Raw genomic sequence first — 15024 nt, 5'->3', positions numbered from 1 at the left:
GAGCGCCCTCGGCGTCGTACGGACCGACGCGGACAACCGCACGTTGATGCAGGTGAAATGACATCGCCGTGCCTACGGGTCTGCTCACCACCTGGCAGCCGGAGAACGCGCGGGCCGGCCTGCACCTGCTGGGCCACCGGCGTACGGTCGTGCTGCGCTGGGCCTGCCGCCTCGCCGTCCCGGCCCACCTCGCGGGCATGAACGAGCTCGCCCTCTCCCAGCTCGACGAACTCGCCGAACTCCACTGCGGCCCCCAGGCGCCGGTCGACTGGCTCGGCGCGGCCGCGACGCACGACGTCGGCGTCCTGGCCGAGCAACTCGCCGCGGGCGCGTACGGCCGGGCCATCGGCTTCGACCACCGGCCCGCCCGTCTGGCCGGGCTGCTGGAGACCGTGCTGGGTGGATCATGACGAAGCCGCAGGCCGAACGGACCCCCTTGGATCCCGAGACGTTCGACCCCGTCTGCCCGTCCCCTCTGGTGCCGTTCCGCGTGGGCGGCAAGTGGGCCGCGCTGATCCTGCGCTGCCTGCAGGACGGCCCGCGACGTTTCTCGGAGCTCAAGGTCCCGCTGCGTGGCGTCACCGCCAAATCGCTGAGCCAGTCCCTGCGCAGGCTGGAGCGGGACGGTTTCGTCGTGCGGGAGGAGTTCGAGGGCACCGAGCGCCGTGTCGAGTACGCCCTGACCTCGCTCGGCCGGGGTCTACCGGGCCCGCTGGACGCGGCCTGCGAGTGGACGCGGGAGCACTGGGACGAGCTGATCGACGCGCAGGAGGCGAGCCTTTCGGGGGCGGCTGATCATTGACCCGTCGGCGTCGCCGGGTCGTACCGGACGACCTCGTCGTGTCGGTGGCGCGGCATAGGGTGCACCCGATGATCACCGTCTTATGGGTGGGGGCGACGACATGCGCGACGGGATTCGATGGCTGGTCGATCCGGAGCACTGGATGTCCAGCGTGGTGTTCGCACGGGGGATATCCGCGCAGGAACTGGCGGTGCGCATGGGAGGCGACCGGGACGGCGCGACCGAGCCGATCACCGACGCCGAAGCCTGGGACCTCGGCGAGTGGTACCGGCCGGGCGAGGAAGGCGACGGTGTCGTACGCGTCGGAGAGCAGGAGGGTTGGGCGTTCGCTCTGGAGTACGGGGACTCGACCGGCGGGGAGCGTTTGGCAGAGATCTCCCGGAAGGGCGTCGAAGCCGTCCACTACGTGCCGATGCAGGAGCACCCGCCGGCCACGGTCTTCTACGCCCGGGACGGCGTGGAGCTGTGTGGCTTCGGACTGGGCGAGGAAGCGTGGCGCTGGGGCCGGGAGCCTGACCTGCTGCTTCCCGACCTCGTCAGCGGGCACGTGCTGCAGCCCGATGGGGAAACGCTCATCGCCCCCGAAGACGAGCACTACGCGGATACCTACCGGCGCACCCTCGGCATCATCGAGCAGCGGTTCGACCTCTCGCTCTCCCCGGCCTACCTGGAGAAGGCCCGCCTGCCGGCGTATGCGGTTCGCGGCACCCCGGACATGGACCTCTGAGCGAGCACCGGGATCGCCGTCGGCCGGTCCAGGTCCTGAGGGCCTGTCCGTGGGGCTGGTCGGTCCAGTGGACGCCCCGGACGAGCGGCGCCCAGAGCGTCTCGGGGAGGGCGACGCCGAGCCGGCCGGTGAGCCCGGTACCGGCGGCTCGTCCGTCCCGTGCGGTTGGCGTCGTGTTGGCGGGTTGTTGGTACGGGCCAGCACAGTTCTGTCCGTGCGCTCCCCACCGAGCAGCACCTCGGGCGAAGCCGGGCAGAACGCACGCGACGTCCAGTCAACCTTTCTTGGGAACATGGAGATACCGTGAAGAAGAGGATTGTTCAGGCAATCATGACGGCTACCGCGATAGCCACCTTCGGGCTGGTCGCCGCCGGTCCCGCGAGCGCGGCCTCCTCCGTCTGCGAGGGATACACGTGCACCAGCGGAAGCGTGCCCGCCAACGGCAACCACGAGGTCTGCTTCTCCGGCAAGCACACGGCCCTCGCGTACTGGGGGCGCGCCGAGCTCTGGGACGCCGACACCAACGTGATGGTCGCCTCGTTCCCCACCAACGGATGGGGGAACAAGACCCAGTGCGTGGGCGGTCTGTACGGGCAGAACTACTACGAGCGCGGTAGCGGCGGGTTCTTCTACGGAAAGGTCTGGAACTGAGCCGCGCCTGAAGTACGGCATGGTGAACGGCCCCTGCCGGCAGAGCCTGCAGGGGCCGTTCACCCCTTGAAGACCAGGAGGCCGGGAGACCGGAACCGGACCCCGGCCGGATGTTGATCGACTCCTGTCGCTGGACGACAATGTCCCGCAGATCAGACTTCGGGGGGCGGCTGATGAGGTTCGGGATATTGGGTCCGCTGACGGTGCACGACGGTGCGGGCCGGCCCTGCCCCGTCGCACGGCCGAAGTCCCGGGCCGTGCTCGCCGCCCTTCTCCTCGAGGCGAACCACGTCGTCGCGTTCGGTGCGGTGATGACCGCGCTGTGGGGTGATGCCCGGCCGGCCTCCGCGGTCGCCTCCCTGCACAACCACGTGGCACGGCTCCGCAAGGACCTCGGCCCGGAGGGCGGGGCCCGTCTCCGTACGGTCGGCCAGGGGTTCCTGTTGCAGGTCGCAGAGGGGGAGGCCGACTGTGATGCCTTCACGCGGCACAGTGACCGCGCCCAGGAGGCACTGCGTCTGGAACAGTGGCGTGAGGCGCAGCGGGAAGCCGAGGCCGCACTGGGACTGTGGCGGGGTACGCCCCTGGCCGACACGGTCTCGGCGTCGACGGTGCTGCCGGATCACCCCAGGATCGTCTACTTCGAGGAGCGCAGGCTCCAGACCCTGGAGTGCCGCTTCGAGGCCCTGCTCCGCCTCGGAGAACTCGACGGCCTGTCCGCCGAGCTCGCCCTGCTGGTCTCGGAGCATCCGCTGCGCGAGTCCTTACACCGCCAGCTGATGCTCGTCCTCGACCGTACGGACCGGCAGGCCGAAGCGCTGTCCCGGTACCAGAGCCTGCGGAGCATGCTCGTCGACGAACTCGGCGTGGAACCGGGCCCCGCGGCAAGGCAGGCACATCAGCTCATCCTGTCGGGGGCGGGCCGGCCGGCTCCCGAAGAAGGGGCCGGCGTCGTCCCCGCTGCCGCCCGGCCGGCCCAGCTCCCCGCGCCTCCGGTGCACTTCGTGGGCCGCGCCGAGGACGTCGAAACGATCCGCACGGTCCTGCTCGCACCACGTTCGCACCCGGCCGTCGCCGTGATCAGCGGCATGGCGGGCGTGGGGAAGACCGGCCTGGCCCTGCACGTCGCCCAGGGGCTGCACGACGCCTTTCCCGACGGGCAGCTGTTCCTCAACCTGCACGCGGCGACTCCCGGGGTTCCGCCTCTGGAGTCCTGCCGGGCGGTCGCGATGCTCCTGGAGGGCATGGGCGTGGACCCCCGGCGGGTCCCGGACGGCAGCGCGGAGGCGTCGGCGCTGCTGAGGTCCACGCTGGCGGACAAGCGTGTCCTCCTGGTCCTGGACGACGTGTCCTCGGCGGGGCAGATCAGGCCTGCCCTGCCGGCCGGACCCGGGTGCGCCGTGCTGGTCACGAGTCGGCTTCCGCTGGCGACGCTGGATTCGGGCAGGCACATCCGGTTGGCACCCCTGTCACCGGCGTCGAGCAGGCTTCTGCTGACCAGGGCATCGGGCCGTTCGCTGCGGGCGGGAGACCCGGACTCGGACCCGGTGGACGGTCTCGTCGCCCTGTGCGGCGGGCTTCCCCTCGCGCTGCGGATCACCGGCGCCCGGCTGGCGGCCCGCAAGACCCTGACCGTGGAAGCGCTTTCCGAGCGGCTCGCGGCCCGGGGGGCCCGGCTGGACCACCTCGAACTGGACGACCTGAGCGTCCGCAGGTCGCTGGCCGTGGCCCATGAGGCCCTCGCCTCGTCGCAAGGGCGACGGGACCTCGACGCGGCGTACGCGCTCGCGCGTCTCGGTTCCCTGGACCTCCCCGAGTACTCCGCCGGCATCATGGCGCGGCTCATGGACGTGTCCGAGAGCCGCGCCGATCTGGCACTCGAGCGGCTGGCCGAGGTCGCGCTGCTGGACGAGCCGTGCGCCGGCCGGTACGCGCCCCACGATCTCGTGCGGGAGTTCGCCCGGGAGCTGGCACATTCGCACCCCTCGCGATCACGCCACTCAGGGCTGGACGAGGGTGCGCTGTGGTGGTACCTGCGCCGGGCAGCGGCATGCGCCGAGGCCCTGCGCCCCGGCAAGCCGTCGGCACGTCCTGCGCCTACGGCCGTGGACGCCGTTCACCCCGCCTCTGCGGACAGTCCGTCCTTCCACGATTCGGCGGAAGCCCTCGCGTGGGCGGATCGGGAGGCGGAGAACCTGATCTTCCTGGCAGAGCAGAAGGACGGCGGCAGACTGGGCCGCCGGCAGGTCGTCGAGCTCATCGAGACGCTCTACCTCTACCTCCACGACCGCGGTCTCACGCAGGCGAGGAAGCGGCTGACGCACCGGTCGATCCGCCTGGCCCGGGAAAGCGGCGACACGGAGGCGCAGTCCGCTGCCCTGCGCAGCCTGGCAGTCGCCCGGTACTCCGACGGGTTCATGAACGAGGCGCTGGGCCTGTTGGAGGAGTCCAGCACGATGGGGGCGGGCCGGGACGGCATCTCCCGGATGCTCACGCTCGGCAACACAGCGGCCGTTCTGAGAGCGCTGGGGCGGTTGGCCGAGGCCCGGGCGGCCCTGGCAGAATGCCTGTCGCTCCGCCCCGAGCCCGTCTCCGACTTCCATCAGGCCCTACTCCTGGGGTTCCAGGGGTACGTGACGGAGCCGGCCGACGCGCGCCTGGCGATCTCCTACCACCTCCAGAGCCTGGACCTCGCGACGCGGATCGGCGCGCCGGTGGTCCGACTGGTGGCGCTGTCCAACATCGGCCACACCCACTTGGCACTGGACGAGCCCGGAGTCGCCCTGTCGCGCTTCGACGCGGGCCTCGCCGCCACCGCCACGGGTGCCTCGCACTGGAACGCCGAGCGGGAGATGCACCGGGGAAGGGCCCGGGCGCTGCGGCAGCTCGGGCGCCTCGAAGCGGCGCGGCTGGCGTGTGAAGTGCTGCTGGAGCGCGCTCGGCAGCGAGGCGACACGTACGCGACGGGTCTGGCGGAACACGAGTACGGACACGTCCTGCGCGAGGCGGGGGAGGAGCCGGCGGCTCGGGAGCACTGGCGCATCGCGCTGCGCGCCTTGGCGGGCACGGACGCCCCGGTCCTGCCGGAACTGCGGCGGCTCGCGGGCTGACGGATCTCGGGAACACCTGCTTCCGGCTGCCCGCGTGCCCGGTCCAGCAGGACGCGGCACGGATACGGCGCAGCACCGTGATCTCCGGCTTTGGGCCGGAAGTGCCTGCCTCCACCGAGGCTGTCTCTTTCCGTTCGCGCTCCGGACCCGGGCGGGACGAAGGTACCGACCCCGGACCCGGGCAAGACGACGGCGCCGCCCCCGAAGCCGAAGCCGGGCAAGACGACCGCAGCCCGCAAGCCGAAGCCGGGCAAGGCTAGGCCGTGTCCGCAAGGTCGGGTGGCCGTTACTCCGTTCGTGGTGCGGCGTCATGAACTGACTGATCGGGCCTGGACGGTGATCGAGCCGCTGCTGGCTCCGTCCCCCGGATGGGCCGTCCGGTGCGGGACCGGCGGCAGGTCCTCAACGGGATCCTGTGGAAGCCGTCCACCGGGGCGGCCTGGCGGAACCTGCCCGAGCGCTACGGTCCGTGGAAGACGGTCTACGAACGGTTCCGCCGCTGGTCGGTGGACGGAACCTGGGACCGGCTACTGGCCCACGTCCAGCAGCACTCCGACGCGATCGGCGAGGTCGACTGGTCCGTCGTCTGCGCCGACTCGAACATCGTGCGGGCCCACCAGCACGCGGCCGGGGCCCGAAAAGGGGGCTCTGGACCGGTGAGGCACTCGGCCGGTCCCGTGGCGGACTGAGCACGGAGATCCACCTCGCCTGCGACGGCCGAGGGCGGCCGCTGGGGTTCACCGTCACCGGCGGGAACGTCAACGACTGCACGCAGTTCGAGCCGGCTCATGGCCCGCATCTGCGTCAATCGGTGTGGGCCCGGCCGGCCCCGCACCCGGCCTCTGCGGGTGGTCGGCGACAAGGGCTACTCGTCCCGGAAGATCCGCGCCTACCTCAGCGGACGCTGCATCGCCTGCACCATCCCCGAACGCATCGACCAGATCAACGGACGCCGACGACGCGGCGAGATCCTCTGCCGCCTCGACCGTGCCGTCTACCGTCGCCGCAACGTTGTCGAACGCTGTTTCAACAGGCTCAAGCAGAACAAGGCCCTCGCCACCCGCTACGACAAACGAGCCCGCCACTACCAAGCCCTGGTCACCCTCACCTGCCTGCGGCTATGGCTCCCGACCTGACATTGCGGACAAGCCCTAGCTCCTTCGCTTCCGGCGGTGCGCTTCTGCGGTGGCGAGGACGGTTCCGGGGATGGCTCCTACCCCGCTGGTGGGGTTGTTGCTGGTGAGGATGGTGGTCGGTGTGCTTTGCAGGGTGTGGTGTCCGTCGGTGGTCAGTAGCGGTGTCGCGAACGAAACGCCCCGGCACTCGGCGCGCGTGCGCCGGGTGCCGGGGCGTCGGGACGTGTTCGGGTCTCAGCAGGGCTCGGCGGTGCGGCCGAACCTGGTGGACCAGATGGCCTTCCAGCGGTCCTCGCCCTCGCCGGCGGCGTGGCCCTTGTAGAGGACGAGGTTGCCGTCCTGCTGGACTCGCGCCCAGACGTACATGTTCTGGCAGGCGGAGGTTCCGGAGCTCCAGACGGAATGGCCGTCGGCGTTGTAGACGACGAGATTGCCGTCCGCCTGGACGATCGCCAGGCCGGGGCGGGTACCGCCGGTGTTCGAGGACCAGACCTTGTCGGTCGTGGTCGTGGTCGCCTGGCAGGTACCGCTCATGCAGGGCGGGATGATCTCCTCCCAGTGGGACAGGACCAGGTCGCCGTCGGTCCGGTACTCCAGCTTCCAGCCCTCCGACTTGGTGGAGAGGCCGAGCAGACCGGTGTCGCTGAACTTGATGGGGGAGTCGATGTGCTGGCCGGGGCGCAGGCAGCGGCCGTTGTCCAGGTGATCGATTCCTCCGTCCCAGGTGTCTCTGGGACCGTTCGGGATGTCCCGGCAGCCGGGGAGCGGCACGGGGAGGGGGAGGGGGAGGGAGTCGGGGCCGCGGATCCCGCCGTCCGAGCCACCGCCGGTGCCGCCTCCAGTGCCGCCTCCGCCGGAGAAGGGCCAGTCGTCGAGCTTCCACCACTGGGCGGTGGTGTTCGCGCAACTCCAGATGGCGAGGTCCTCGCCGTTGTTGACGGCGGTGAGGCAGCCGCCGTCCGTGGCGGAGATGATCCGGTACCAACCGCGCGAGCCCTCCTGGAAGCGCCACAACTGGTTGGTGTTGCCGTCCTGGGCCGAGGCAAGGTGGGTGCGGTGGGTGCCGGGGTTGTGGTCCATCACCATGGCGCCGCCCGCCTTGGTCTCGATCAGCCACTGGCCGCTCGGCTTCTGCCAGAGCATCCACTGCTGGGCGGTGCTGCCGTTGGCGCCGAGGGACTTGATCCGGGTCCCGGCGGCGGTGGAGCCGTGGTCGAGATCGGCGACCATCCCGTTGTTGCCGGAGGTCAGGGCCGCGGTCATGCCGTGCCGGGGGTCGCTGCCACCGGGGGCCTGCGGGGAGCCGGGACTGCCCGCGCTGCCCCCGGGGACGGCGCCGCCACCCGTCGAGCCGCCACCCGTGGAACCACCGCCGGTCGAGCCGCCCGAACCGCCGCCCTGGGGCGGACCGTTCCGGACGTCGTCGAGCCGCCAGCGCTGCCGGTCCGAGCCGTCGCAGGCCCAGATGCCGAGCTGGTCACCGCTGTTGGCGGCGGTCAGACAGCCGTTGTCGGTGTCGCTGGTGATCCAGAACCACCCGCCGCCGGCGTCGCGGAACGCCCAGTGCTGGTTGGCGTTGCCGTCCGCGACCCGAATCAGGTGGGCGCGGTGTCTGCCCGGATCGTGGTCCATCACCATGCCCTGACCGGCTGCCGTCTTCCCGTCGGTGAGCAGGGTCTCGATGATCCAGCGCCCGTTCGCGGTGGCCCAGAACGCCCAGCGTTGCGCGTCGTTGCCGTTGGCGCCGAGCGCCTTGATCGACGTGCCGGCGGCGGTGTTCGCCCGGTCCAGGTCCGCCACCAGACCGTTGTTCGCCGAGCGCAGGGTGGCTACCTGGGAGGAGCCGATGCCGGGGCTCACCACCTGCGTGGTGCCCGGCTGCGGGGCCGGCGGCTTCTCCTCCCGGGGCGGGACGGTGCCCAGGCCCCAGCGCTGGGAGTCGCTCCGGTTGCAGTCCCAGAGCTGGAGGGGTGTGCCGTTGGCGGAGTTACCGCCGGACACGTCCAGGCACCTGCTGGAACCCGGGTTGACCAGCGAGTGGTCCGGTCCCTGCCGCCAGTCCTGCGCGGCGCTGCCGTTGCAGGTGTACAGGCCGACCCGGGTGCCGTTGGCGGTGGCGCCCCGGGCGACGTCCAGGCACTTGCCGAACGCCTTGAGGGTGAACACGCCGCCACTCGCGGACGGGATCCACCGCTGTGAGGCGGTGCTGTTGCAGTCGTAGAGATCGACCGGAGCGTTGTCGGCGCTGTTGCCGCCGGCGACGTCCAGGCACTTGCCGGGGAACGCGGAATGGACGACGAGGGAGCCGGCGCCATTGTTGCCGTTGCCGTTGCCGTTGCCGTTGCCGTTGTCGCTGTCGCTGTCGCTGTCGCTGTCGCTGCCGGGATCGGTGGTCGGTGGGTTGTCGGCCGTCTCGGTCAGGCGCCACTTCTGGGCGTTCGTGTTGTCGCAGCCCTGGATCGCCAGGTCCTCGCCGTCGGCGGTGGCGGTCAGACACCCGTTATCAGCGGAGCTGACGATCGTGAACCAGCCGCCCCCGGCGTCGGTGAAGCGCCAGAGCTGGTTGGCGTTGCCGTCCTGCGCGCCGGTGAGGTGGGTGCGGTGGGTGCCGGGGTTGTGATCCATCACCATGGCGCCGCCGAGCTTCGTCTCGATCAGCCACTGGCCGTTCGGCTTCTGCCAGAGCGTCCACTTCTGGGCGTTGGCGCCGCCCCGGCCCCGCGCCTTGATCCGGGTCCCGGGGGCCGTGCCCGCGCCGTCGAGGTCGGCCACCAGGCCGGTGTTGCCGGACTGCAGCACCACCGAGCGGTTGTGCGCGGGCTGCGCGCCGCCCTCGCCCAACGGCGGCCGGCCACCGGAGTCGCCACCGGACGGCGTGGTGCCGGAGAGCTTCCACTTCTGCTGCGGGCCGCCATCGCAGTCCCGTACGGCCAGAGCCTCGCGGGCGCCCCGCAGGGTCAGGCAGCCGCCGGCCGCGCTGACGATGTTCGTCCAACCGCCCCCGGCGTCCCTGAACTGCCACAACCGGCCGGGCTGGTCGGTCGCGGCGGGCGCGAGCACGCTCTCGTGTCGGCCGGTTTCGTGGGCCAGCAGCATGCGCTCGGCGGCGCCGGCACGGTTGTACGTCAGCCGCGTCTCGATCGCCCAGTTGCCGTTTCCGCGGTCCCAGAACACCCATTTCTGGGAGTCGGTGCCGTTCGGCTCGAAGGCCTGGACGGTATTGCCCGCCACGGCGTTGCCGCCTCTGACGTCGGGCACGAGGGCCTCCCCGGTGCCGGGCTGGAGGTAGCCGCCGGACCCGGCATCGCCACCCGGCCCGCCGCCGGGACCTCCAGGACCGCCGGGACCTCCCGGAAGGGCGAAGATCGGCGGGAAGGCGGGCAGCGGCGGGAATCCGGGCAGCCTGATGCCCGGCAGCTCGGGTACCGGCAGGCTGGGGCCGCTGTCGTCACTGTCGTTCCCCGGGGTGGGGTCGTCGTCGGGAGCGGGGTGGTTGGTGTCGGCCGGCTCACAGGTGTCGGACGGTTCCGGCTCCGCGGGCGGGTTGGCGGACGCGGACGGGTCGTTCGGGAAGCCGGAGGTCGTCGGCCACGGGACGTTCGGCAGGCCGGGCAGTGACGGCCACGGGACCAGCGGGAAGCCGGGGACCGACGGCCAGCCCCATGACGGCAGGTCCGGCAGCTTGGGCCAGGGGACGGCCGGGAACGAGGGAGCGCCCGGCCACGAGACGGCCGGCATGGCGGGATGGCCCGGCCACGGCACGTCCGGGGACCCCGGAACCGAGGGCCACTTCACGTCGGGGAAGCCGGGCACGGTCGGCCACGCGAGGTCCGGGTGCCCGGGGATCCGCGGGGCGGCGGGCTCGGGCAGGCCGGGTACGAGCGGGGCCTTGCCACCGTCGCCGCCGGCTGCGGGTCCGTTGCCCGGCAGCGGCAGCACCGGCCACGGCACATCCGGGTGCCCGGGCATGGCCGGCCACGGGACGGTCGGGAGCCCCGGGACGGCGGGCCACTTCGCGCCGGGATGGCCGCCGATCACCGGCCACGGAGCCGCGGGGAGGTCCGGGAAACCGGGCCAGTGCAGTTCGGGCAGGTCAGGGTGGCCGGGCATCGGCACACCCGGGTGGCCGGGCACGGACGGCCACGCAATGGCCGGGTAGCCGGGCAGTGAGGGCCAAGGCAGCTCAGGTCGCTCGGTCACGGTCGGCCAGGGCAGGCCGGGGAATCCCGGCACGGCGCGGTTCGGCCCGGTGCACGGGGCGGCCAGACGCCACAGCTGCCGCTGTGAGCCGTCGCAGTCGGCGACGGCCAGACCGGCGGCGGCGCCGGACGTGGATCCGGCAGCGGGAGCGCCGTCGGCGGGGGCGGTGAGACACGGGCCGTTCGGGGACGAGGCGCTCTGGACGCGGTACCAGCCGTCGCCCTGTGCCACGAACCGCCACCGTTGCCCGGGGCTGCCGTCCGGCTTGCCGGTCGTCACGTCGTTCTCGATCGGCCGGACCGTCACCTGCTGTCCGTACGCCGCCAGACTGAGGACGCTGCCCTGGCCCTCGGCGGTGGTGCCGTTGGTCAGGCCGGTCTCGATCACCCAGGTGTCGTCTGGCTTCTGCCAGGTCGCCCAGGACTGCCGGTCGCCGCAGCTCGGCGCGTTGGCCCGGACGGCCGCGTCGGTACCGGGGGCGGGGGTCGCGGAGTCCGCCTCGGCGACCACGTTCCCGGAGGCGGCGGTCAGGACGGACACCTTGCCGTGCTGGGGCTCCGGTCCGGGGGAAGCGGGCTTGTCGGCAGCGGCGTTCCCAGTGCCGCCGTCGACCGCCGCGAGCGCGACGCGGGCGGTGGTGGGGTTCTGCGCACCCGGCGGACAGTGATCCCGCCCGTCCTTTCGCTTCGCGGGATCCGGCTCGACGCGGAACACGACCGGCAGGTGGTCGGAACCTGTGACGGCTCCCTGCACGAAGGCGGCGTACTCCGCTGGTACGTTGCCGGGATCGGAGGCGACCATGTAGTCGAGCTCTGCTGCGCTCGCGGGTCGGGTGACCTGGCCGCTCGCCACGATCCTGCTCTGACCGGCGAGGAGGGAGATTCCGGTCGCCCTGGAGAGGCCGGCGGGACGTATGTTGAAGTCGGCCATGACCGCCCAACGCTCGCTGTTCCGAGCCGCTTTGACGGCCTCGACCAGAGCCGCCGCGTCGAGGCCGCCGTTCAGCGGGTGCGCGTCGTAGAACCAGGTGTCCCCGAGCTTGAGCCCGAGCATCGGCTTCGGGTAGTACCCCCTCTTGTTGAAGGAGGCCCGCCGGCCGATCACATCGACCTCTCCCCGGTTCTCATGGACGTCGAGGTCCTTGTGCGTGAGGAAAGCGAGGTTCGTGTTGGTGGAACCCGTGTTGAGGTAGTAGACGTAGATGCTGTCGGCGTTCGAGCTGCCGCGGCCCTTGACCCGCCATTCGTGCTTGCAGACGGTGTACTCGTTGCGGACTTGCCGCCCGCTCGCGTCCATTCCCTCGGACCGGTCGAACGTGCCGCAGTCATCCCGGTCGTCCGTCGAAGCCGGTGACCAGAGTTCGTAGCCGCGAGGGGCCTTGATACTGTCCGGGGCTTCCTGGAGAGCCACCGCCACGCGGCCTGCCAGCAGGTTCTTCGCGGTTGGCCAGTGCTTCCCGCTCTTCTGGATGTTCCACGTGACCACCTCGTGCTCGGACACGGCGGCGGACGCCGACGGCGCAAACATCGGCAAGGCCTGGACGAGCGAGGCGAGCAGGGTCAGTGTCAACGCGACCGCGACCCTCGCCGTCCGGGTCACTGGGTGGAGCGGGGGTATCGCAGGCCTGTCCGCAGGCCTTGACCGTATGTGATCGTGGGGCATTCCGTTCCCTGCATCATGGGTTCGAGCGTTCGTGCCGACGCCGCCCCGGCACCGGCGGATCACGGCCATTGGATCAGCGGGCGATATACAACCGATCAACGGGTGCCGACCGGGCCGCGGTGGAGCGAAGTGGTTTCGACGACGAGCGGGCCGTGTGGCGTGCCGCCCTGGCCCTGAGGAACGACCTGCGGGTCCTGGTGACCGGTGAGATGGCCAGGAGCTGGGGCGGGCCGAGGATGAAGGAGCCGGGGGAGAGGTGGTCGTAGACGTTCAGCGGCTCGGTGCGGCCGTCCTTGGTGCCGGTGAGCGTGACGATGGGGAAGGTGGCGCGGCAGAACATCCTCCAGCGCAGCCAGCGGCCGGGCAGGCGGGTGAAGCCGGTGGCCGTCCAGAGGGCCAAGGCGAGGGTGAGGGCGGTCTGGGCAGCGGGCAGCACGGACATGTGCATGGCGGGAGCCTCCGGGTGGGGAGGTGAAGGTGTTGGCGGGCGGCCCCGCGAGGCGGGGCTCCGGGGGTCAGCGCTCGGGCTTGGGGGGCCGCTGCATCAGCGCGGCCGCGGCCTCGTCGAGGGTGACCTTCTCGTGCAGCAGGGCGGAGATCACTTCCGTGATCGGCATCTCGATGTCGTGGGCGCGGGCGAGGGCGAGGATCGCCTCGGCGGACTTGACGCCCTCGGTGGTCTGCCGGGTGGCTGCCGTCGCCTGCTCGACGCTCGGGCCGTGGCCGAGGTGGGTGCCGAAGGTGCGGTTGCGGGAGAGCGGGGAGGAGCAGGTGGCCACGAGGTCGCCGACGCCGGACAGGCCGGCGAGGGTGGCCGGGTCGGCGCCCATGGCCACCGCCAGCCGGGTGGCTTCTGCGAGTCCGCGGGTGATGAGCATGGCCGTGGCGTTGTCGCCCGGGCCCATGCCCGCGGCGATGCCGACCGCCAGGGCGATGACGTTCTTCACCGCGCCGCCCAGCTCGCAGCCGATCACGTCGGTGCTGGTGTAGGGCCGGAAGTACGGGGTGTGGCACGCCTGCTGGAAGCGGCGGGCGGCGTCCTCGTCGGGGCAGGCGACGGTTGCGGCGGCGGGCTGGCCGTCCACGATCTCGCGGGCGAGGTTCGGGCCGGACAGCACCGCGACCCGGTCCGCGCTCACGCCGGTCACCTCGGTGATGACCTCACTCGCCCGCAGGTGGCTGCCCAGCTCGACGCCCTTCATCAGCGACACGATCACCGTGTCGGGCCCGATGTGCGGCGCCCACGCGGCAAGGCTGCCCCGCAGGGACTGTGCGGGGATGGACAGCAGGAGGAAGTCCGCGCCGTCCAGAGCGGCGGCCGGGTCGGTCGTGGCCGTCGCGGAGACGGGCAGCTCGACGTCCGGGAAGTAGCCGGGGTTGCGGTGCGTCGAGTCGATCGCGTCGGCGATCTCGCCGCGGCGGGCGTGCACGACGACGCTGGTGCCGGCGTCGGCCAGGATCTTGGCGACGGCGGTGCCCCAGGACCCGGCCGAGAACACCGCAGCACGGGCGGAACGGTGCTGGGTCACTGCTGGGTCCTCTCAACGAGGTGGTCAGGCCCGGTCATCGTATCGGCCGTGCCGGGACCGGCCGGAGCGTTCTCGGGGCGCCGCAGGGTCAGCAGGACCGCGCCGCGGCCCGGCAGCTCGGGCAGCACCTGGTGCGCCTCGCGCAGCATGTTCTGCGCCCGCTCCTCGCCCAGCTCGCTGCGCAGCTCGTCGGCGTGGGCGATCCACAGCCGGTAGAACCGCTCCCACAGCGCGGGCTCCGCGGGCCGCTCGCCCACGTGCTCCACCGTGAGGCCGGCGGCGCGGGCCTGCTCCGTCCAGGCGGGGATGGTGCCGGGTCATCACCAGCCGGCCGCCCGGGACCAGAAGGCGGCCGAGCTCGCGCACGGCCGCGCCCTTGCCCGCGGCCCGCCCGAGGGCATCCACGCACACGACGCCGTCGGCGCAGCCGTCGGGCAGACCGGTGTTCTCCAGCTCGGCGACACGGAACACCGCCCGGTCGACGGCGAAGAGGCAGGGGAGGCGTTCGGCGGCCTGGGCGACGGCCACCGGGGACAGGTCGAACCCCTCCAGGCGGAGGGCCAGAGCGCGGGCCAGCCACAGGCCGATGCCGCCGGTGCCGCAGCCCGCGTCCACCAGGAGCTGACCGGGCCGCATCCGCAGCCGCGCGGTCATCAGCCCCAGCAGGGGCCAGCCGCAGGAACTGGAGGCGGCGACCTCGGTGGGGTAGTCCTCTCCCCTCGCCTCGGCGTACAGGCGGGCGACCAGCCCTGTGCGGGCGCGGGCGGCGTGGAAGGCGTCGTACTGGGCGGAACGCCCGACGCCGGGCGACGGCGGCGCCGCCGTGTTGGCGGGGTTCATCGGGGCATCGACCTCCTGATCCGTGAGTGGGTGCCGGGGCAGACGACCTGCACGGCGTGGACGGGACCGGCCGGGTCGGACAGGTCCAAAGCCACCGGCTCGTGCCCGGTGACCTCCGCTACCCGCCGTGCGACGGCCAGGGCCTGCTCGGCAAAGCCACCGCCAGCCGCGGCGAAGTGGTCCGTCGCCCCCGGCCACGGCGCGGGTCCCGTGGCCCTGGCCGGACGAAACGGCGTGGTGCCGAACGAAGCGGGGTTGCGACCAGAGGTAGGCCACGCACACCGGCAGCCCGTACGGGCCCTCCACGAGCGCGAGCTCCAGCGCCATGCCCGCGGCCCCCAGCGTGCCGCAGGGGCTGTTCCACATC

The 15024-nt window shown here is 72.1% G+C and carries 9 protein-coding genes and 2 pseudogenes; 6 read left to right on the top strand and 5 right to left on the bottom strand.

Going from position 1 to position 15024, the window contains the following annotated elements; all coding sequences use genetic code 11:
- Positions 1-68: 68 nt before the first annotated feature.
- From OG553_RS35285 to OG553_RS35260, 6 genes and pseudogenes are all read left to right on the top strand, one after another.
- Positions 69-410 (top strand): hypothetical protein, encoded by a 342-nt coding sequence (locus OG553_RS35285; protein ID WP_331727718.1) that lies wholly within the window; start codon positions 69-71, stop codon positions 408-410.
- Positions 407-802, top strand: coding sequence for a helix-turn-helix domain-containing protein (locus tag OG553_RS35280; RefSeq protein WP_331727716.1), 396 nt, complete (start codon positions 407-409; stop codon positions 800-802). The genes OG553_RS35285 and OG553_RS35280 overlap by 4 nt, the downstream gene beginning before the upstream one ends.
- Before the next feature lie 100 nt (positions 803-902).
- Positions 903-1529, top strand: a complete 627-nt coding sequence (locus OG553_RS35275) for a DUF6461 domain-containing protein (RefSeq protein ID WP_405983223.1) — start codon at positions 903-905, stop codon at positions 1527-1529.
- A 330-nt stretch (positions 1530-1859) separates the two neighbouring features.
- Positions 1860-2180: a hypothetical protein gene (locus OG553_RS35270; RefSeq protein ID WP_331727710.1), complete on the top strand. Its 321-nt coding sequence runs from the start codon at positions 1860-1862 to the stop codon at positions 2178-2180.
- Between the two features lie 173 nt (positions 2181-2353).
- Complete coding sequence (locus OG553_RS35265) at positions 2354-5290, top strand: BTAD domain-containing putative transcriptional regulator (RefSeq protein ID WP_405983222.1); 2937 nt, start codon at positions 2354-2356, stop codon at positions 5288-5290.
- A gap of 300 nt (positions 5291-5590) precedes the next feature.
- Positions 5591-6426 (top strand): annotated as a pseudogene (locus OG553_RS35260) (IS5 family transposase).
- A 234-nt stretch (positions 6427-6660) separates the two neighbouring features.
- On the opposite strand, the gene OG553_RS35255 reads toward OG553_RS35260, so the two are convergent.
- The 5 genes and pseudogenes from OG553_RS35255 to OG553_RS35235 form a co-directional block, all read right to left on the bottom strand.
- Positions 6661-12195, bottom strand: coding sequence for an RICIN domain-containing protein (locus OG553_RS35255; protein WP_331727705.1), 5535 nt, complete (start codon positions 12193-12195; stop codon positions 6661-6663).
- A 166-nt stretch (positions 12196-12361) separates the two neighbouring features.
- Complete coding sequence (locus tag OG553_RS35250) at positions 12362-12736, bottom strand: hypothetical protein (protein ID WP_331727702.1); 375 nt, start codon at positions 12734-12736, stop codon at positions 12362-12364.
- Positions 12737-12803: 67 nt separating this feature from the next.
- On the bottom strand, positions 12804-13817 hold the full coding sequence (locus OG553_RS35245; protein ID WP_331727699.1) for an NAD(P)H-dependent glycerol-3-phosphate dehydrogenase: 1014 nt from the start codon (positions 13815-13817) through the stop codon (positions 12804-12806).
- Complete coding sequence (locus tag OG553_RS35240; RefSeq protein ID WP_331728724.1) at positions 13814-14074, bottom strand: hypothetical protein; 261 nt, start codon at positions 14072-14074, stop codon at positions 13814-13816. The genes OG553_RS35245 and OG553_RS35240 overlap by 4 nt, the downstream gene beginning before the upstream one ends.
- 109 nt (positions 14075-14183) lie before the next feature.
- Positions 14184-14453, bottom strand: a pseudogene (locus tag OG553_RS35235) (SAM-dependent methyltransferase); the annotation flags it as partial.
- Positions 14454-15024 lie beyond the last annotated feature (571 nt).

It is taken from the genome of Streptomyces sp. NBC_00158 (genome assembly GCF_045160885.1).
Taxonomy (GTDB): Bacteria; Actinomycetota; Actinomycetes; order Streptomycetales; family Streptomycetaceae; genus Streptomyces.
This window is presented reverse-complemented; position numbering and strand designations above follow the sequence as displayed.